The organism is Capnocytophaga gingivalis (genome assembly GCF_002302415.1).
Taxonomy (GTDB): Bacteria; Bacteroidota; Bacteroidia; order Flavobacteriales; family Flavobacteriaceae; genus Capnocytophaga; species Capnocytophaga gingivalis.
This window is the reverse complement of record NZ_CP022386.1, coordinates 134167-151204: the sequence shown is the minus strand read 5'-3', so window position 1 is coordinate 151204 and position 17038 is coordinate 134167. Positions and strand designations below refer to the sequence as shown.

The 17038-nt window shown below is 39.7% G+C and carries 18 protein-coding genes and 1 tRNA gene; 5 read left to right on the top strand and 14 right to left on the bottom strand.

Features of this window, described 5'->3' with window-relative positions; genetic code table 11:
* Positions 1 to 9: 9 nt before the first annotated feature.
* Entirely contained in the window at positions 10 to 1122 is a 1113-nt protein-coding gene (locus CGC50_RS00800; RefSeq protein WP_095911244.1) for a hypothetical protein, read from the top strand.
* Between the two features lie 3 nt (positions 1123 to 1125).
* Entirely contained in the window at positions 1126 to 1503 is a 378-nt protein-coding gene (locus CGC50_RS14000; RefSeq protein ID WP_232781159.1) for an NYN domain-containing protein, read from the top strand.
* A gap of 56 nt (positions 1504 to 1559) precedes the next feature.
* Here the strand turns inward: CGC50_RS14000 and CGC50_RS13995 are convergent, their stop codons facing one another.
* Positions 1560 to 1781 carry a hypothetical protein gene (locus CGC50_RS13995; protein ID WP_232781237.1) on the bottom strand — a complete coding sequence of 74 codons (222 nt, stop codon included), beginning with the start codon at positions 1779 to 1781 and terminating at the stop codon, positions 1560 to 1562.
* Between CGC50_RS13995 and CGC50_RS13990 the strand changes: the two genes are divergently transcribed.
* The gene (locus CGC50_RS13990) at positions 1729 to 1923 is read left to right on the top strand and encodes an OST-HTH/LOTUS domain-containing protein (protein WP_232781232.1); all 195 of its coding nucleotides are present in this window, start codon (positions 1729 to 1731) and stop codon (positions 1921 to 1923) included. The genes CGC50_RS13995 and CGC50_RS13990 overlap by 53 nt on opposite strands.
* A gap of 11 nt (positions 1924 to 1934) precedes the next feature.
* On the opposite strand, the gene CGC50_RS00790 is transcribed toward CGC50_RS13990, so the two are convergent.
* The 4 genes from CGC50_RS00790 to CGC50_RS00775 form a co-directional block, all read right to left on the bottom strand.
* The gene (locus CGC50_RS00790; RefSeq protein WP_095909302.1) at positions 1935 to 3599 is read right to left on the bottom strand and encodes a DUF6909 family protein; all 1665 of its coding nucleotides are present in this window, start codon (positions 3597 to 3599) and stop codon (positions 1935 to 1937) included.
* A gap of 11 nt (positions 3600 to 3610) precedes the next feature.
* Positions 3611 to 4966, bottom strand: a complete 1356-nt coding sequence (mgtE, locus tag CGC50_RS00785) for a magnesium transporter (RefSeq protein WP_095909301.1) — start codon at positions 4964 to 4966, stop codon at positions 3611 to 3613.
* Between the two features lie 168 nt (positions 4967 to 5134).
* Positions 5135 to 5548: a hypothetical protein gene (locus CGC50_RS00780; RefSeq protein WP_095909300.1), complete on the bottom strand. Its 414-nt coding sequence runs from the start codon at positions 5546 to 5548 to the stop codon at positions 5135 to 5137.
* Positions 5549 to 5739: 191 nt separating this feature from the next.
* Positions 5740 to 6132, bottom strand: a complete 393-nt coding sequence (locus CGC50_RS00775) for a hypothetical protein (RefSeq protein WP_095909299.1) — start codon at positions 6130 to 6132, stop codon at positions 5740 to 5742.
* 162 nt (positions 6133 to 6294) lie between these two features.
* Between CGC50_RS00775 and CGC50_RS00770 the strand changes: the two genes are divergently transcribed.
* On the top strand, positions 6295 to 6654 hold the full coding sequence (locus tag CGC50_RS00770; RefSeq protein WP_095909298.1) for a copper resistance protein NlpE: 360 nt from the start codon (positions 6295 to 6297) through the stop codon (positions 6652 to 6654).
* 78 nt (positions 6655 to 6732) lie between these two features.
* On the opposite strand, the gene odhB is transcribed toward CGC50_RS00770, so the two are convergent.
* From odhB to thrA, 6 genes are all read right to left on the bottom strand, one after another.
* Entirely contained in the window at positions 6733 to 7992 is a 1260-nt protein-coding gene (gene odhB / locus CGC50_RS00765; RefSeq protein ID WP_095909297.1) for a 2-oxoglutarate dehydrogenase complex dihydrolipoyllysine-residue succinyltransferase, read from the bottom strand.
* 119 nt (positions 7993 to 8111) lie between these two features.
* The gene (locus CGC50_RS00760) at positions 8112 to 8819 is read right to left on the bottom strand and encodes an RluA family pseudouridine synthase (RefSeq protein WP_095909296.1); all 708 of its coding nucleotides are present in this window, start codon (positions 8817 to 8819) and stop codon (positions 8112 to 8114) included.
* Positions 8820 to 8822: 3 nt separating this feature from the next.
* Positions 8823 to 9641 carry a 3-methyl-2-oxobutanoate hydroxymethyltransferase gene (gene panB, locus CGC50_RS00755; RefSeq protein ID WP_095909295.1) on the bottom strand — a complete coding sequence of 273 codons (819 nt, stop codon included), beginning with the start codon at positions 9639 to 9641 and terminating at the stop codon, positions 8823 to 8825.
* A gap of 89 nt (positions 9642 to 9730) precedes the next feature.
* Positions 9731 to 9804: transfer RNA gene (locus CGC50_RS00750), tRNA-Thr, on the bottom strand.
* Positions 9805 to 9940: 136 nt separating this feature from the next.
* Positions 9941 to 10903: a homoserine kinase gene (locus tag CGC50_RS00745; protein ID WP_095909294.1), complete on the bottom strand. Its 963-nt coding sequence runs from the start codon at positions 10901 to 10903 to the stop codon at positions 9941 to 9943.
* An 11-nt stretch (positions 10904 to 10914) separates the two neighbouring features.
* Positions 10915 to 13350 carry a bifunctional aspartate kinase/homoserine dehydrogenase I gene (thrA, locus tag CGC50_RS00740; protein ID WP_095909293.1) on the bottom strand — a complete coding sequence of 812 codons (2436 nt, stop codon included), beginning with the start codon at positions 13348 to 13350 and terminating at the stop codon, positions 10915 to 10917.
* A gap of 559 nt (positions 13351 to 13909) precedes the next feature.
* On the opposite strand from thrA, the gene CGC50_RS00730 reads away from it, so the two are divergent.
* A complete protein-coding gene (locus CGC50_RS00730; RefSeq protein ID WP_095909292.1) occupies positions 13910 to 14671 on the top strand; it encodes an endonuclease/exonuclease/phosphatase family protein in 762 nt (253 codons plus the stop codon).
* A gap of 131 nt (positions 14672 to 14802) precedes the next feature.
* On the opposite strand, the gene CGC50_RS00725 is transcribed toward CGC50_RS00730, so the two are convergent.
* The 3 genes from CGC50_RS00725 to CGC50_RS00715 form a co-directional block, all read right to left on the bottom strand.
* Entirely contained in the window at positions 14803 to 15558 is a 756-nt protein-coding gene (locus tag CGC50_RS00725; RefSeq protein ID WP_095909291.1) for a Fic family protein, read from the bottom strand.
* 112 nt (positions 15559 to 15670) lie between these two features.
* A complete protein-coding gene (locus tag CGC50_RS00720) occupies positions 15671 to 16675 on the bottom strand; it encodes a hypothetical protein (protein WP_198541616.1) in 1005 nt (334 codons plus the stop codon).
* A gap of 53 nt (positions 16676 to 16728) precedes the next feature.
* The gene (locus CGC50_RS00715; RefSeq protein ID WP_095909290.1) at positions 16729 to 17022 is read right to left on the bottom strand and encodes a hypothetical protein; all 294 of its coding nucleotides are present in this window, start codon (positions 17020 to 17022) and stop codon (positions 16729 to 16731) included.
* Positions 17023 to 17038 lie beyond the last annotated feature (16 nt).

The window sequence follows — 17038 nt, the reverse complement described above, 5'->3', positions numbered from 1 at the left end:
ATAAAACAAATGTCCCAATTCATTACTCAAAAAGACCAAATCATCACGAAAATGCGCGCGGAACTCTCAACAACTATTGAGGAAGACCGCTATTATACAGAAGAAAATATCACCGATTGTAACACATATTTGGAGGCTTTCTTGGCTAAATTAGAAAAAGCTGACCAAGCCACAGACAAACAGACTTACCTCGCAGAAGCTATACAAACCCTCTGCGAGCAACTCTCTACTTTTAATAACCCAGAGGAAGAAGAAATGCCTGAATTCCTTTGGGGCTTTTTGTATCTTGGCTATACCAAAGAGCTTACTGACTTTATTCGTGAGGCAGCCTTGGCGTATGGCTTTAAGCCTATCCCTACAGTAATAGATTTGTATTATTGCAGGGTGGAAATAGGTGATTTTGATTGGTTTTCAGTAGTATTAGGAGGTATAGAAGAGGAAAACTTTGCGTGTTTGGATTATGATCCTAATACACATCAATTCTATTATGATGAAAACCCTTATGGCGACCCTTTTCCTCTACCTCTTTACAATGTACAAGTAAAACCTGACTATAGCGAATTATCTTTTGAAGTGCTTTCAAGGGATAAACTTCAGCACTTCTGCTTCTTGGCACAATATCCATCGGATAAGGTGTGGATTAAAGCTATTTACGATTTGCATACTAAGCAAGTACTCTTAACCAAACGTGAAAAACACTGGAGTAGTATTACATTGGTTACCGAAAATGGAAAGCTCAAAGAACTACGCCCTGTACTATACGATGAGAACGGAGAAGAGATTGATATTTTCCAAGAAAATGGAGGATTTGATGTCTTTCCTATGGGCATCAATGAAGAAGGAGAACTACAAGGCAAACATATGATTGTCGACACCAAAATCACAGATGAAAAAGTTTTCTTTGCCGACCATCGCACCGAGTGGCAACTTTATGAGTTACAAAACATCACTATGCAAAAAGACAAAATAACCCTTACCTCTACAGAAAAACGATATACCCGCGACCAAAATGGCAAACTGCTTATCAAAAACATTACGCCTGTAAGTCTCAGTTATGAACTGAAAAACAGCGAGTTTGTATTGAACTTTATCCAAGAAGTAATCAATACAACCAACCCATAAACTATGGAAGGGATTAAAAAAATAGCCGTCCTAATAGATGCAGACAATGCCCAAGCGGAATACCTTTCTCAATCTATAGAAGAGGTAAAGCTCTATGGAGATCCTATTCTCAAATGGGCTTTTGGAGACTGGACAACTCCACAATTGAGTTCTTGGGGACAATACATTGCTTCCTTTGCTATCAAACCTATGCAGAGTTTTGCTCATAGTAAAGGGAAAAATAGCACCGATATATCCTTGGTAATCAGTGCTATGGAGATACTCTATACCTATCCATATATTACTGGTTTTTGTATAATCTCCAGTGACAGTGATTTTACAGAATTGGTAGTAAAACTCAAAGAAAACAACAAGTTTGTCATGGGGATAGGTAAAAGGTAAACACCTCCTGCCTTTGTCAAAGCTTGTCACAAGTTCAAATATACAGATGATTACAACTACACTACTCCTACAGTCCCTATTGTTCCAGAACTTCCTACCTCTTCTACTATTATAGCAAAAGAGCCCAAGATAATAGTGATAACTCCCCAAAAAACAACCACAACTCCACCAGCAGGAAAGCCTGCTAATAAGATCGATGCAAAACTCATACTGTTAAAAGAAGCAGTGACCAATACGGCAGAAGCCGATGGAACTGCCCCACTTAGCAAGGTAGTCAACGAACTGAGAAGATTAGCTCCGAAATTTTCCCCTAAAGACTATGGACATAGTAATTATATAAAGATTTTCAAATCCTTACCTACTCATTTTCAAGTAAATAAAAACGATAAATCCAATTATTATATCAAGATAAAAAGATAGGGAAGAAGTGATTACTCCCTCCCTATTTGTTCTAATATTCTATAAGTGATCAGGTAAGTAGGTTTCACTCCTATAAGTCCTAACCCTCCTGAGGCTAAAGTACTCCCTGTCTCCAAGGGGTTATCGGAGGCGTAGTAGGCATAGCGTACCTTTACATCTCGGCGGATACTCTTACGAATTTTGGAGGCCGATTGTATGGCTTTCTGATAGTGTGCTCCCTCCATCTCCAAGCCTATAACATTCCAAGTGGATTTATGAAAGTAGGTAAGTACATCCTTATTCTGCAAGGAAGTCCCTAAGACAGTTACCATAGTGCCTTCGAATACTCTAAGGCCATTCCCTTCAAAATCGGATGTAGACAATTCATTCTCAAACGGATAGTTATCAGCAGTTCCTTCAAATATATGAGCTGTAGGAATCATGATATCTCCCTTTTCTCCTTCTAAGATTCCTGCTTTTCCCATGATAGATACAGAAACTACATTAAGAAAATGGCTCTTTCCCTCTGTTTTATAAGGCTTTAACAGCTCATCTATTGTTTCATAGGCTTGTTCTCCGAAGGCATAATCCATCACCAAGAGTACAGGTGCTTTGTCTACACTTGTCTTCTTAAAGAAATCATTTTCAGGGATAAGGGCTGTATCTACAATCTGTACGTCTATATTGGTTCCAGATTTATCTTTGATAAAAATCATTCCGTGCTGTAGTGCATAATCCATTACTTTTTCCCTTTGGGAGTGATTCCTCTCTTCGCTTAGTGAGGCGTAAGTATCCCATGGAGAATCTTCTTTACCCTTGATAGCGAGGACTTTTTTAGCAAAAAGTGCATTCATCACACTATGCATATTGGCACTGATGATATGTAGGGGACGCTCTAAGAGGTTGTGTTCCTTGAGGGTTTTCTTGAGGGTATTTGCCCATATCTCTCCATAAATATGATGTCCCAAGCGTTCTCTTAGGATAGGGGAGAAGGTAATCACCCGCTTATTGTCAGAGAGTATTTCTTCCAAAGCAATTTTACCCAACCAATAAATCACTTGTATAAAACGCTCAGGGTTCTTCTCCGAAGAAAGCTGATGATACGCAGGGAGTATTTCCTCAAAGGTACGACCTAATACCTTTCCTATATGAATTAGTGCCAATTCACGTTCGGCCTGAGTGAGTTTCTTCTTTTGGGCAAGTAGCTCTATTTTCTCCCAATCGCGACTAATCTTATCGCTTTCTTCATCCAAAACACTATGAGCTATCTTATGAGATTCTATAAAAAGAAACGTTAGGTGTGTGAGTATATCATAAATATCCGAACGCCCACGAGTGATTTCTATATTCATCTGCTCCTCATCGATACGATAACAGTTTCTGCGGCGCTTAGGAGGAATAATGGGTTCAAAGTGCGACTGACGATACCCCTCATCGGAGATCATATTGATAAACCTACATTGTTCTATCCCTATGGGCAAGCGCTCAAGTACATAGAGCAACCCATTGAGTTCTGTTTGTCGTTGGGCAATGGTACCATATATCTCAGGACGTAGCAATAGAAGCGACTCCCGGAGACTTTCTCCAGATACTCCCATTGGCTTATAGAATCCTCTGTTGAAAAGGTGTCGCATAGTGGTATAGAGTTTTTCTATAGCATCTGTGGACTCCTGTGCACGACTTCTTTGTATTTGCATAGTATATATTTTTAAAATCCTAAAATAATTTTGGCAATCATAAAATAAATAAGTATTCCTAAAATATCATTGCTAGTAGTGATAAAAGGACCGGTAGCCACAGCTGGGTCTACGCCTCTTTTGTCTAAGAAGATAGGGATAAAAGTACCCACCACAGCTGCATTGATAATCACTGTTACCAAGGCTATACATACAGTAGCCGATTCCCAGTAAGAGCTACCAAAGATAAAGTGGCTCATAATCAATACCAAGAAAGCCAGTGCCAGACCGTTGATCAACCCCAGCAGAAATTCCTTGAACAAGCGCCCCAATAATGCTCCATCGATACTCTTATTGGCTAAGCCTTGTACGACAATAGCCGAAGACTGTACCCCTACATTCCCTGCTGTGGATTGTATCAGAGGGATAAAGAGTAGTAGTACAGGGTAGGAGGTGAGTCCTTCCTGAAAGCCATTAATGATACTGGCAGCTCCTATTCCTCCCACCATTCCGATCAACAGCCAAGGAAGGCGTGCGCGGGTGAGTTTCCAGATGGTATCGTCAGCCTCCACATCCTCGGTGATCCCGGCCGCTAATTGGTAGTCGTGCTCAGCTTCTTCCTTGATGACATCCACAATGTCATCAATGGTAATACGCCCCACAAGGCGATGCATCTTGTCCACTACAGGAATGGCTTCTAGGTTATACTTCTGCATGACATGTGCCACCTCTTCAGGGGTATCATGGACAAAAACAAAATCCACTTTAGGAATATAGATATCTCGTATATGTGCCTCAGGAGGAGCCGTGAGCAGATCCTTAAGCGAAAGACGCCCTTTGAGTACCTCATCGTCATCTACTACATAGATGGAATGCACCCGAGTGACATGCTGTCCTTGTTCGCGTATCTCAGCTACACAAGTATCTACCCCCCAGTTTTCATTGACCTTGACAAGCTCCTTAGCCATAAGTCCTCCCGCGGTATCAGCATCATAGCGGAGAAGGTCTACGATATCCTGTGCGTGTTCCTTGTCCTCAATATGAGAGAGAATTTGCGTTTGTCGCTCCTCGGGAAGTTCGGCAATCAGGTAGGCTGCATCGTCCGTATCCAACTCTTGCAAGTCACGGGCTATCTCCTCGTTGGAGAGGTTTTCGAGAATGTGCTCCAAGACCTCTTCATCCACCTCGGTAAGGGTCTCAGACGCCTTTTCACGATTGAGCAAACTCACCAGGTAAGCTGCTTCTTCCAGTTCCAATTCGCTGGTGATTTCGGCAATATCGGCAAAGTGAAGGCTCTCAAGGTATTCCTTGAGCTCTTGCTTTTGATCAGAGGCTATTAGCTCTCGGATATGGGTGATAACCTCTTCGGTGAGTTTGAATGTGTGCATCTTTTTTTAATGATTAATGATTAATGATCAATGACATTGTTCACTGACCACTGTTCACTGAATAGCGTGCAAAGATACAACATTTAAGAAGAAAAGTCAAGAGAAAGAAACAAGGTAAAGTGCTAAAAATACAATAAAAAAACTGCTCTTTCTTGAGCAGTTTTTGGTTTATTCTTTGGTATAGGTTTCTTCTACTTCTCCATTAGGATTAAGCCAACCTATCTGAGTATCTGATATTTTTCTGAAAGTACCCCCTATCACAGTAGTAGTATTTTCAACTAATTGCATCTTGATAAAATAATTATTAGCATCAATTCTCTTTTGTACGACCCCTTTAGCATAACCTTTAGTTGTACTACAGTTTCTCAATCCTATTTTAGGTTTTACACAAAAGCGATCTTTTTCAAAAACATAGCTTACATATTCTCCTTTCCAAGTACCTATAATCCAATCAGGAGGACTGTAGGTAGTAGTCTCTTGTGTATCAATATTTTCTGTTCCATTATTACCTTTATCATCAGAACTTTTACTACAAGAAATTATCCCTACTAAGGCTACTACAAATAAAAAAATCTTTTTCATTCTACACATTTTTTAATTTTCACAAGGCAAAAATAGTACTTTCTATTTATATAGATAATATTTTAACGAATATTTATGTAAAATAAAATAAGGAAGAATTGGCTTAAAATAGATACATGATAAATAGACGCTATAAATTGCTTCTTTAAAAAAATAAATAAAAAACTGCTCTTTTGGAGCAGTTTTATGGGTTATTTTTGTTTGATATAGACATCATTTAGACTACCTCTATTGGTAGTTTTTATTTTTCCACCTTCTAATCGTTCAAAAACATAAGAAAATTCAGTGGAAGCTACTTTAAAAGTAAAAGAGAAACTTTTATTAGTTGCTTTACTCTCTGTGACAGTTACATAAGGCCCCTCTAAAAAGCAATTAGAAGTTCCTCCCGCTACTTGACAAAAGTCTTTTGAAGTAAATTTGAATCCTATACTATTGCTTCCATCCATCCAAGTACCAATAATCCAATCAGGAGGATTGTATCCGGCTACACTTCCGCCTCCTCCATTATCAGAGCTTCCACTATCACTTTTACTACAAGCTACAATGCCTACAAGGGCAATCAAAAATAAAAAAATTTTTTTCATCTTTCTTTAGTTTTTTATTATTAATGGGGCAAAGGTAAGTCATTTCAATAAAGTAGTACTACTTTTTAAAAAAAATTTAACTCAGTGGATAAAATTTACTTTTCTTTTTACTCTTTGGCACGGAAATTGTAATGTCCCTTGGAAATAAAAATATATTATCACATGAAAAAAATGTTAGTAGCAGGAGTAGCCTTAGTCTTGGCCTCTTGCGGGCAAAGTTCTTCGTATGAAGGCACTTACACAGGTACTTTCCCTTGTGCAGATTGCAGTGGAATCAATGTAACTCTCACTCTTAACAAAGATGGGTATACCTCCGAAGAGGTAATGGAGGATCTCACTACTAAGGATAAGGGTAGTGTCGCTTATGATGCTCAAAAGAAAGTACTTACCCTTACTAGTACTGAGGAAAAAGAAAAGAAGCAGCAATATAAGGTAAAAGAAGATGGTTCTATTGCTTTCTTGCAAGAAGGTCAAGAAGTGGAAGGGGAATTAGCGTCTTTCTATGTTCTTAAGAAAAAATAATAATCTCTAACTAAAAAAGAGCGGTTATTCTTTGGTAGAATAACCGCTCTTGGTTTATAGACAAGTAACAACAATATACTATAGTTCTAAGGCCTTCTTTAGGTCGTTGTCCATAAGGAGCTCTACTGGGTTCTCGAGGGCATTCTTCACCTCTACCAAGAAACCTACCGATTCACGTCCGTCAATGATACGGTGGTCGTAGGAGAGAGCTATATACATCACAGGAGCCACAACGATCTGCCCATTGCGTACGATAGCACGGTCTACCACATTGTGCATACCCAAGATGGCAGATTGTGGAGGGTTGATGATAGGAGTAGAGAGCATACTACCGAATACCCCTCCATTGGTAATAGTGAAGGTTCCTCCAGTCATCTCATCTACAGTGATTTGACCTTCACGAGCACGGATAGCCAAGCGCTTTACTTCGGCTTCTACGCCACGGAAAGATAGGTTTTCTGCATTGCGGATCACTGGTACCATGAGCCCTTTAGGTCCGGAAACGGCAATAGAGATATCACAATATTCGTAAGTGATTTTTTCCTTATCATCGATCATAGAGTTGACATCAGGGAAGAGCTTGAGGGCACGCACTACAGCCAAAGTGAAGAAGGACATGAATCCTAAGCTTACATTGTGGCGCTCTTTGAAGGCATCCTTATATTCGTTGCGAATCTCATAGATGGCCGACATATCCACTTCATTGAAGGTGGTAAGCATAGCTGTTTCGTTCTTTACAGATACCAATCGCTCAGCTACTTTACGTCGTAGCATGGAGAGTTTGGTACGTTTTTCTCCTCTCTTGCCAAAGGTAGGAGTTCCCATACTATGGCGAGCAGGCTGTGCATTGAGAGCATCTTCCTTAGTAATACGTCCGCCTTTGCCAGTACCCTTAACTTCATTAGCAGGGATTTCTTTTTCGGCAAGAATTTTCTTCGCCGCTGGGGAGGCTTCTCCAGTAGCATAGCTATTAGAAGCTGCTGGTGCCACTGGGGCAGCAGGAGTAGCTACAGAGGCTGGGGCTACAGGAGCCACTACAGCAGCAGGAGCTTCTGCTTTAGGAACTTCAGCCACTGGAACTGCACTTTGGGCTGGAGCTGCAGCATCGGTATCAATAAGACAAACTACTTGTCCTACTGCTACAGAATCGCCTTCTTTTGCTTTAAGGGTAATCACCCCACTGGCTTCCGCTGGTAGCTCAAGAGTAGCTTTGTCGGAATCCACTTCAGCTATGGCTTGATCTTTCTTTACATAATCGCCATCCTTCACAAGCCAAGTGGCGATTTCTACTTCGGTGATTGATTCCCCTGGCGAAGGGACTTTCATTTCTAAGATCATAAATTTTTTATTTTTTATCTAACTAAATTATATTATAACCCATGCTCACTGACTCAGTGAAACACATGCACAAAGATAGTAAAAAAAAATGAAACTCCCAATAAAAAATGAGTTTTTTATCAGGAGTTTTCTAACTGTATATCTTTCAGTAGTTTAGAAAATAATTCTGGTAGAGGCGCAACAATATGCAGGGGTTCTTTTCTTACAGGGTGCAATAGTTCCAAAGCGCGTGCATGTAGGGAAATGCTCCCATCGGGATTGCTTCGCTTAGCTCCATACTTTAGATCCCCCTTGAGAGGACATCCTAAGGCGGCAAACTGGGCACGTATCTGATGATGACGACCTGTAAGTAGCGTGATTTCTACCAACAAGTAGTGGGTAAGTGTCGCCAATACTTTATAGGTAAGCACTGCCTTCTGAGACTGTGGCTTTTCTTCGGGATAAGCATAGGACTTATTTTGCGAGGTATTACGTACCAAAAAGTGGGTCAAAGTGCCTTGATGAGGAATCGCTTTTTTCTCTACCAAAGCCCAATACTGTTTGTTTACCTCTTCCTTGGTGGCAAAGGCTGCATTCAAGCGTGGGAGTGCCTTGGAGGTCTTGGCAAAGACAACGACTCCTGTGGTGGGTCTGTCCAAGCGGTGTACTACCCCAAGGTAGGCTTCTCCTGGCTTATGGTACTTCTCCACCAAATAGGATTTGACGATCTCACTCAGGGGAATATCGCCTGTTTTATCTCCTTGAACTATATCCCCTGCTCGTTTGTTGATAGCTATCAAGTGATTATCCTCATAGAGCACTTGTAGGTTCTGGGCGTTTGTCTTCATCCCTTAGTACTGTTCGCTCTCGTTGGGGAAGGTTTGTGCTTTTACATCAGTAATATATTGACTTACTGCCCCTGTCATTAGCTCGTGTAGGTTGAGGTACTGGCGTACAAACTTAGGTTTGTAATCCACAAACATACCAAAAAAATCTTGGGAAACAAGTACTTGTCCGTCTACCTCATGACCTGCTCCTATCCCAATAGTCGGCACTGATAGGTTTTGAGTCACCTCTTTGGCCAAAGCTGAAGGGATTTTCTCCAAAACGATAGCAGAGCATCCTAATTCCTGTAAGTAGCGGGCATCGTCCTTGAGCTTTTGGGCTTCAGATTGTTCTTTGGCGCGGAGACCGTAGCCTCCAAACTTATTGATAGACTGAGGAGTAAGTCCTAAGTGACCTATCACAGGGATTCCTGCTTCCAAGATACGGCGGATTCCCTCACCGATTTCTCGCCCACCTTCAAGCTTCACAGCCTGCGCTCCACTTTCCTTCATCATGCGAATAGCTGAATCTAAAGCACGCTGAGGGTCGGACTGGTAAGTACCAAAAGGCAAATCTGCCACTACCAAGGCACGAGAGCAGGCTCGTACTACTGCCGAAGCGTGGTATATCATAGCCTCTAATGTCATAGGGAGTGTTGTCTCATATCCAGCCATGACATTGGCAGCGGAATCACCTACCAAAATGATGTCGATACCCGCTCCATCAATGATTTTAGCCATGGTATAATCATAGGCCGTAAGCATGGTGATTTTCTCTCCTTTGGCCTTCATAGCCTGTAGCGTTTGTACCGTTACACGCTTGGTTTCTTTTTTTGAAATGGACATTTCTTTAGTTTTTAGTTCTTAGTTTTTAGTTTCTCCCTTTTCAGGGTTCAGAAAAAAAGAAAAAGCTGCCAGAGTGCTGACAGCTTTAGAGCCGGTAGAGGGATTCGAACCCACGACCCCGAGATTACAAATCACGTGCTCTGGCCAACTGAGCTATACCGGCGATTTTGCGGGTGCAAAGTTACAACTTTTTTCTAAACCTACAAAAGATTTCTTTCGTTTTTTTAGATTTTAGAGACATAAGCTACAAACTCGCGCCAACATAAGAACATTATTCATTTATCATTAATCATTAAACATTATTCATCGAATTGTGAAAGACGACAGCCTTTGCCATTGGCCAAATCTTCTATAAAGGAAAGCGTCTCTATACCTTGTCCTGCATAGATCTTATGTAGCTCCGCGAGAATACGTTCGGCTACTGCACGGGATTCAGCCAGTGCAAAAACAGAAGGTCCTGATCCTGAGATCCCAAAGGTAATCCCTCCTACAGAGAGGGTAGCCTCTTTCATCTCATCAAAATAAGGAATGAGAATCTTACGGGAAGGCTCCACTAAAAAATCCTTTGCTGCTTTTCTTAGCAAGTCATAATCCTCTTGGTATAAACCACTTACAAAGGCCCCCATGGCTGATACCTGTTTGGAGACAATGTCCAAAGACACATGTCGAGAGACGATGCTACGAGCCGAAGCAGTATTGACTTCTATATTTGGAAAAAAGGAAACAGCGTGTAACCCCTTAGGCAATGGCAAACGAATAGGTTTGTTCTGATACAGAAGTACAATTCCCCCCAGAATTGCAGGAGATACATTGTCATAATGAGCGGAACCACAAGCGGCTCTTTCTCCTTCTGCAGCAAAAGGGAGAAGTTCCTCCAAGGTAAAAGGATTACCCATCAGGGTATTGTAGGCAAAGGCTGCTGCTGCACTACTGGCACTGCTGGAGCCCAAGCCACTACCTGAAGCAAAGCCTTTGCGAATACGTACGTCGACATACAAAGGGTTTTCCAGCTGTGCTTGCATGGCACTTATCACCACTGTACAAGAGTTTTTCTCAGCTGCATAGGGTAGGGGAGTGGCACTCTCAATGAAAGTAATTTTATTCTCACCACTGCCATTGGGGGCCACTTCCACTCGATCTCCTACAGAGGAAAGAGAGATTCCTAAGACATCAAAACCTACATTGACATTGGCAATGGTAGCAGGGGCAAAACCACAAATGGTTTCTTGTATAGGGTTTGCTTTTCTAAGCGATTGATTCATAGTTTTTTGTATTATTTCTGTTTGTTAGCAACATACATGACATCGGAGAGAACACCACTGGCAGTTACCTTGGCTCCTGCTCCTGCTCCTTTGATTACAAGGGGTTCGGTAGGATACATATCGGTATAGAAGGCCACAATATTGTCCTTGCCATCCAGCTGGTAGAACGGAGAAGAAGCAGGGATTTCTTGTAGAGAAACCTTGATATCTCCCTCTAAGAGTTGAGCAACTACATTGAGCTTGGCGCCTTTTTGTTGTGCTCGGTGATATAGGTCTTGGAAAAAGGCTTCATTTTCTTCCAATACTTTATAAAAGGCCTCCACCGATGGGGTCTCCAAGGATTTCTCAGGGAGGAAACTTTCAAAAACTACTTCGCTCATCTCTTTGCGATAACCCGCCTCTCGGGAGAGAATTAGGATCTTTCGGATCACATCCAAGCCACTGAGGTCTATACGTGGATCAGGTTCGGTATATCCTTCTTTTTGCGCCTGCTTGACAATCTCCACAAAAGGTGTAGTAGCATTGTAGTGGTTGAAGATAAAATTTAGACTTCCAGAGACTACTGCATCAATACGGTGGATAGTATCCCCACTGAGGCGCAGGTTCTGAAGGGTCTTGATAATAGGGAGTGCTGCTCCTACCGAGGTTTCATATTGGAAATCACAGTTTTGATTCTTAACCAATTCCATCAGAGCAGTGTATTGTTCCAAGGGGGCACTACCAGCAATCTTGTTGCAGGTAACCACCGATATGGACTTGCGTATCAGCTGTGGGTAGATCGCTGCCACCTGAGCTGAAGCGGTATTGTCCACCACGATACTGTTGCGCCTGTTGGTAGCGATAATTAGTTCGGCCAAAGCCTCTGCTGAAACATAAGTAGTCGCCCCTGATGTAGAAAGTAGAGAAAGTGCCTCTTGGGATAAACCTTCATCCGCAAATACATATTGACGAGAATTGGCCACCATCACCACCCTGAGATCTACCTTGTATTGTTGGCGGAAATATTCTTGTTGTTTGTAGACAATATCAATAAACTGTCCCCCTACATTACCTGCACCAATGATAAAAAGGTGCACCCGCTTGATAACTTCTTGGAAGAGGCGCTCGTGTACCACATTGACTGCCTTGTGCTCGTCATGGGCATCAATCACCACCGAGATATTGCGTTCAGATGCTCCCTGTGCGATGGCTTGGATATTGACCCCATTGGCTCCTAAGGCACTGAACACCTTACCGCTAAGACCCGTTTGGTGATTCATATTGTCCCCAATAAGGGCTAAGATCACATGATTGTCCGTACGCTCTATAGGATTAATAAGTGATCCTATCTCTTGAGCAAATTCACGTTCCAAGGCCTCTTTAGCACTCTGGGCATCACTGGTTTTGATCCCAAAACAGATACTCTGCTCGGAACAACTTTGAGTGATAAGAATTACATTGACATCGGCCTGCTCCAGCGCTTGGAAAACACGCCGAGCACTACCCTTAGTGCCTGCCAGACCTATTCCCGAAATGGTGATCATACTGATATCACTTAGGGTAGAAACTCCCAACACCTTATCTGTATGCCCTTGGGTAGCCACATGAATGCGGGTACCTTTTTCCTCAGGTGCTAAGGTATTGAGTAGTAGTACTGGAATCTTCTTTTCCATAGCCGGACGAATGGCAGGAGGGTAGATTACCTTAGCTCCAAAATAAGCCATCTCGAAAGCCTCTTCATAACTCATTTGAGAGATCACCTTAGTATTCTTGACCAACTTAGGGTTGGCATTCTGCATACCATTGACATCACTCCAGAGCTCCACCTGTTTAGCTCCTAAGCAATAGGCATAGATAGAAGCGGTATAGTCCGAGCCTCCTCTACCCAATACGACCAATTCCCCCGCAGGGTTAGCTGCAATATAACCAGGAGCAATATAGGAAGCCTCTGTATCAATCTGTTGCATACGCAACTGCGTCTGAGAGAAATCCACTACAGCATTCAGCGGGTCTCCCTGAGCTACAATATAGTCCTCAGAAGGCAAGTAGCTGACATTTACCCCCTCTTGGTTGAGGTATTCACCGATGATAAAGGAAGAAAGCAGCTCTCCCTGAGCCATGATACGTGCCTGAGTACGCTCGGAGAGTTCCCCCAAGGTACTGATACTATTACACAGATTCTCAAGAGCAAGTGTCGTCTTACCAATATGTACTAATGCATTGGTTTGTCTATGGATAGGTAAGAGAGATTTAGCCATCGTGAAATGCCTTTCTTTAAGTGCTTCAAGGATAGGCTGATGCGTGTTCTTCAAAGCATTCTCTCCTAAGGATTGCAAGGTATTGGTTACCCCAGAAAAGGCAGAGACCACCATGATAAAAGGCTCTGTCTGCTTTTTTACAATCTGCACCACACGTTGCAAATTCTCTACTGACCCCACCGAGGAGCCTCCAAACTTAATTAGTAACATATATTTATCTTGGTATAATTTTTTATTGATTGGTTGCTTTTTTCTTTACAAAACGAGTGAAATCACTTTCAAGGACGAATTGCCTCACATACTTACTTATGCGACTTTGCCCCTACAGCTGCTCATACTAAATTTCTGATGGGCTATAATAGACTTAAAAAAATCTTTTCCTTCAAAGAAAACACGACCTAAATCATCTTTGATAGCAATTTCATCTCCAATGAATGGATTTTTAAATATTTTAATCACTATTCCAAAAATCCATTTTTTTAAATAAAATAAGTTCTGGTAACACTTCCACAATATCCTCTACCTTAAAATTTTCTTTGGTATTTTCTTTTTTTAGAATAACATATTTTGAGGGCAAAGATACAACTTTTTAATAACAAATGTCAAGAGATTAATGACAATTTTTTGAAAGTAACGAATCAAAAGTGATAACTTAGAATTTAACTTACATTTACCACAAACGTCAATAAAAAATAATAATTAATCATTAATGATTAATTTTGTATATTTGTGGCTTTATAGAATCTTATTAAGAAGAATTTTCTTTGTTATGTACAAAATAGCTACTTGGAATGTAGAACGTCCCAAAAAAGGAACCGAGAAAACAGCTCTTGTTATAGAAAAGATTAAGGATGTAAATGCAGATATCTTAGTACTTACTGAAAGTGCTTTCAGTATATCACTGACTGAATTATATCCTTTTTCTGTGCATTCATTAGCCTATGAAAGGACTCCAGAAGAACACTGGGTTTCTATTTTTTCTAAATGGGAAATTACTAAACAAATAGAGACTTTTGATAATTTTCGAACAGCTTGTGCTGTTGTAGAAACTCCTTTTGGAAAAGTAATTGTATTTGGGACTATTATTCCCTATCATCAAGCTGGAGTATCGGGAGTGAGGTATGGATGTTTGGGCTACAAACAATGGGAATATCATGAAAAAGATTTGCATCAACAAGCTAAAGAATGGGGGCGTATTCTTGAGCAAGAGGGCTTGCCTATACTTGTAATGGGAGATTTCAATCAAAGTAGATATAATAACCAAGGATATGGTACTGAAAAAGTAAGACAAATACTTTCTGACTACCTTAGCCAATTGGATTTGACTTGTATAACAGAGTGTGATCTTTCTTCTTTCTTACATATTGACCCTATCAAACATAAGGTGAGAAACAATATTGATCATATTTGCATCTCCAACACTTTTATAAGGAAGGTAAAAGGATATCAGGTAGGTGCTTGGGATCACTTCACTGAACAAGGCAAGTATATGTCCGATCATAATGGAGTCTTTGTTAGTTTTGAAATTTGAGATAAGAATCATAAATATTATGATAGCTAAGCTCTCATAAGATAAAAAAGAAACTACCTGAATAGTATAGAACATTGTTTTCGAAGTGATATTATTTTGTGTGATAATTAGAGTTTTCTTCTCTTTATATCCTACAACAAGTTTTTCTCACTTAATTTTTGTAGGTAATTAATTTTGTTTCTCAAAAAATAGTCTGTATAGACAGTATAATCCCCTGTATCACAGAAATGTAGCATTCCTGTATAATAAACATTAATATCCTCATTGTTTGTAGAAAAAATAGGTATGATATCCTCATTCATTAAAGCTACACTTTCTACTAATCTTGCCATTCTTTTATTTCCTTGTATAAAAGGTTGTAATTTAGCTAAGTTGCAATGTAAATAGATAGCTTTTTCCAAAGGATTAGAGATATCTTTTTGAGTATCTATTATTTCATTTAACTTATCTTCTATTTCAAATTCTGACTGAGAAGATGTATAATCTGTTTCCATAATAGGAAAAAATCTTCTTCTTATGATACCTTTTTCTTTATTATCTATCAAATCTGAAATAAGGGTTGAATATATCTTTAAAAGAAATTCTTTATCTATGACCTCTTTATTTCCATTTTTTATATATTGTACTTCAGCTATAAAGGTATTATATAAGTTCTTCAACATTTTTGCTTCTTCATATCTCTTAGCAGAGGTAATATTATCTTTAAGTAAAGTCTCTGTTTCAACAAAGCTATAGGTATTTCCTTCTATTCTTCCTGAATAATAAGACCATATTAGAGCTAACTCCTTTATTTCTTTAGAATATAATTCATTCAAAGGAGAAATATGATTGTTTTCTAATATAATATCTGCCAATTTTTCTTGTTCGGAAGTAAATATAGATTTCATTTTATCTATCTTTTAGTATTCTATTTCATATCACGTAAATGATGTGCAAAAGATACAATTTTTTAATAACAAATGTCAAGAGATTAATCACAATTTTTTGAAAGTAAGCAGATTATTGCCTATCTTTATTCCAATCCCAATCAGGATATTTAAGTAAAAAACTATAAAGTTCTCGATCACTATAAAGAGTATCTCCCATATCAATATAGAGGGAACCGGGAGGGTTTGTTTGTAGATAGCGCTGGAGGAAATGGGTAAATACCTCTTTGCCAAAATCAGCATTGCTATATTCTACTAAGAAGCATTCAGGTTTCTCTAAGGGAATATCTGCACACTCTTCCTTGGAGAGGGCTCTTAAAAGGCGATTGTTTCTGACAAATTGTGTCCAGTGACGAGTTCCTTTTTTGTGAAATGTATGAATGGTAATGTGGCGATAACTCCCATAGAAATCAAGTCCTTCAAGATAGGAAGTAATATTGATTTCTTTCTCTTGAAAGAAGAGCATGATTGAAGGTTTTAAAGGAGTATCCGTCTGTGGGAGTTGTAGCTGTTCTTTCCATCTGCGTAAGATTTTGAGTAGTAGTGCTCTGTTCTTTCTGAGCTTGACAAAAGTAGGTAGTTTAGCTACCATAGTCATGCCTTCTCGTTCACGTAGATCTGAAGAAATATAGTCCTCCATCACATTCAAATGGGTAAGATTCTTTGCCCAGAAGAGGTTGCCTCGTACATTCTCTTGAAAATAGTAAGGTAATCCAAAGATATCATCGCACCAAAGGCCACTATCCTCAGAGGGAAAAGGTTCATAATAGGTCTCATAACGTGGCTTTACTTCATGTGTTTGATGGCAATGGGTACACTCTACCATTACCAATTTCCTTTTCTCTTTAAGTCGTTTCTGTGAGTACTTGATAGGAGTACCACAATTAGGACAATTAAGAGCGGCAATTGCCTCAAAATATTGCAAATCCTTTTGAATGGTATGGAAAGAGCAATTAGTACATTGTACCTCTGCTCCCTCTTGGGTATAGGTGATATGTGCTATTCCCTGACATTTAGGGCACCTCACCCACAAGGAGTCTTTCCATATAGAAATATATTTTTCGGTGTAACGTTTCATTAGTAGATAAAAAGTAAAATAAACAAGTATTATTACTGATTTTATTATAGAAATTACATAAAGAAAGAAAAATGCATCATTTCTTTTCCTGTCCAAGCCGACAATATAGAAATTCTACATACCTTTTCTCCATCTCTTTCTTCCCAAAAGGTACGAATTTCATCAATATCTTCATTAAGATAATTTTCAAAAGATAATTGAAAGATATTTAGGAAAGAATAGGTTACTATTTTTTCTTGGTAATCCTTTAAAGTTAGTTTTAGTACATTATTTTGATAAAATAATTCAAATATTTGCCCATCTGTATAGGTCGGAAATCTATCAATACCTAAAAATAAAGAATCCATTTTTCATTCTATTAAA

Bases quoted from the DNA above. Each gene is read 5' to 3' on its own strand.
- CGC50_RS00800 (WP_095911244.1), top strand. From the start codon at position 10: ATGTCCCAATTCATTACTCAAAAAGACCAAATCATCACGAAAATGCGC.
- CGC50_RS14000 (WP_232781159.1), top strand. From the start codon at position 1,126: ATGGAAGGGATTAAAAAAATAGCCGTCCTAATAGATGCAGACAATGCC.
- CGC50_RS00790 (WP_095909302.1), bottom strand. From the start codon at position 3,599: ATGCAAATACAAAGAAGTCGTGCACAGGAGTCCACAGATGCTATAGAA.
- mgtE (WP_095909301.1), bottom strand. From the start codon at position 4,966: ATGCACACATTCAAACTCACCGAAGAGGTTATCACCCATATCCGAGAG.
- CGC50_RS00780 (WP_095909300.1), bottom strand. From the start codon at position 5,548: ATGAAAAAGATTTTTTTATTTGTAGTAGCCTTAGTAGGGATAATTTCT.
- CGC50_RS00775 (WP_095909299.1), bottom strand. From the start codon at position 6,132: ATGAAAAAAATTTTTTTATTTTTGATTGCCCTTGTAGGCATTGTAGCT.
- CGC50_RS00770 (WP_095909298.1), top strand. From the start codon at position 6,295: ATGAAAAAAATGTTAGTAGCAGGAGTAGCCTTAGTCTTGGCCTCTTGC.
- odhB (WP_095909297.1), bottom strand. From the start codon at position 7,992: ATGATCTTAGAAATGAAAGTCCCTTCGCCAGGGGAATCAATCACCGAA.
- CGC50_RS00760 (WP_095909296.1), bottom strand. From the start codon at position 8,819: ATGAAGACAAACGCCCAGAACCTACAAGTGCTCTATGAGGATAATCAC.
- panB (WP_095909295.1), bottom strand. From the start codon at position 9,641: ATGTCCATTTCAAAAAAAGAAACCAAGCGTGTAACGGTACAAACGCTA.
- CGC50_RS00745 (WP_095909294.1), bottom strand. From the start codon at position 10,903: ATGAATCAATCGCTTAGAAAAGCAAACCCTATACAAGAAACCATTTGT.
- thrA (WP_095909293.1), bottom strand. From the start codon at position 13,350: ATGTTACTAATTAAGTTTGGAGGCTCCTCGGTGGGGTCAGTAGAGAAT.
- CGC50_RS00730 (WP_095909292.1), top strand. From the start codon at position 13,910: ATGTACAAAATAGCTACTTGGAATGTAGAACGTCCCAAAAAAGGAACC.
- CGC50_RS00725 (WP_095909291.1), bottom strand. From the start codon at position 15,558: ATGAAATCTATATTTACTTCCGAACAAGAAAAATTGGCAGATATTATA.
- CGC50_RS00720 (WP_198541616.1), bottom strand. From the start codon at position 16,675: ATGAAACGTTACACCGAAAAATATATTTCTATATGGAAAGACTCCTTG.
- CGC50_RS00715 (WP_095909290.1), bottom strand. From the start codon at position 17,022: ATGGATTCTTTATTTTTAGGTATTGATAGATTTCCGACCTATACAGAT.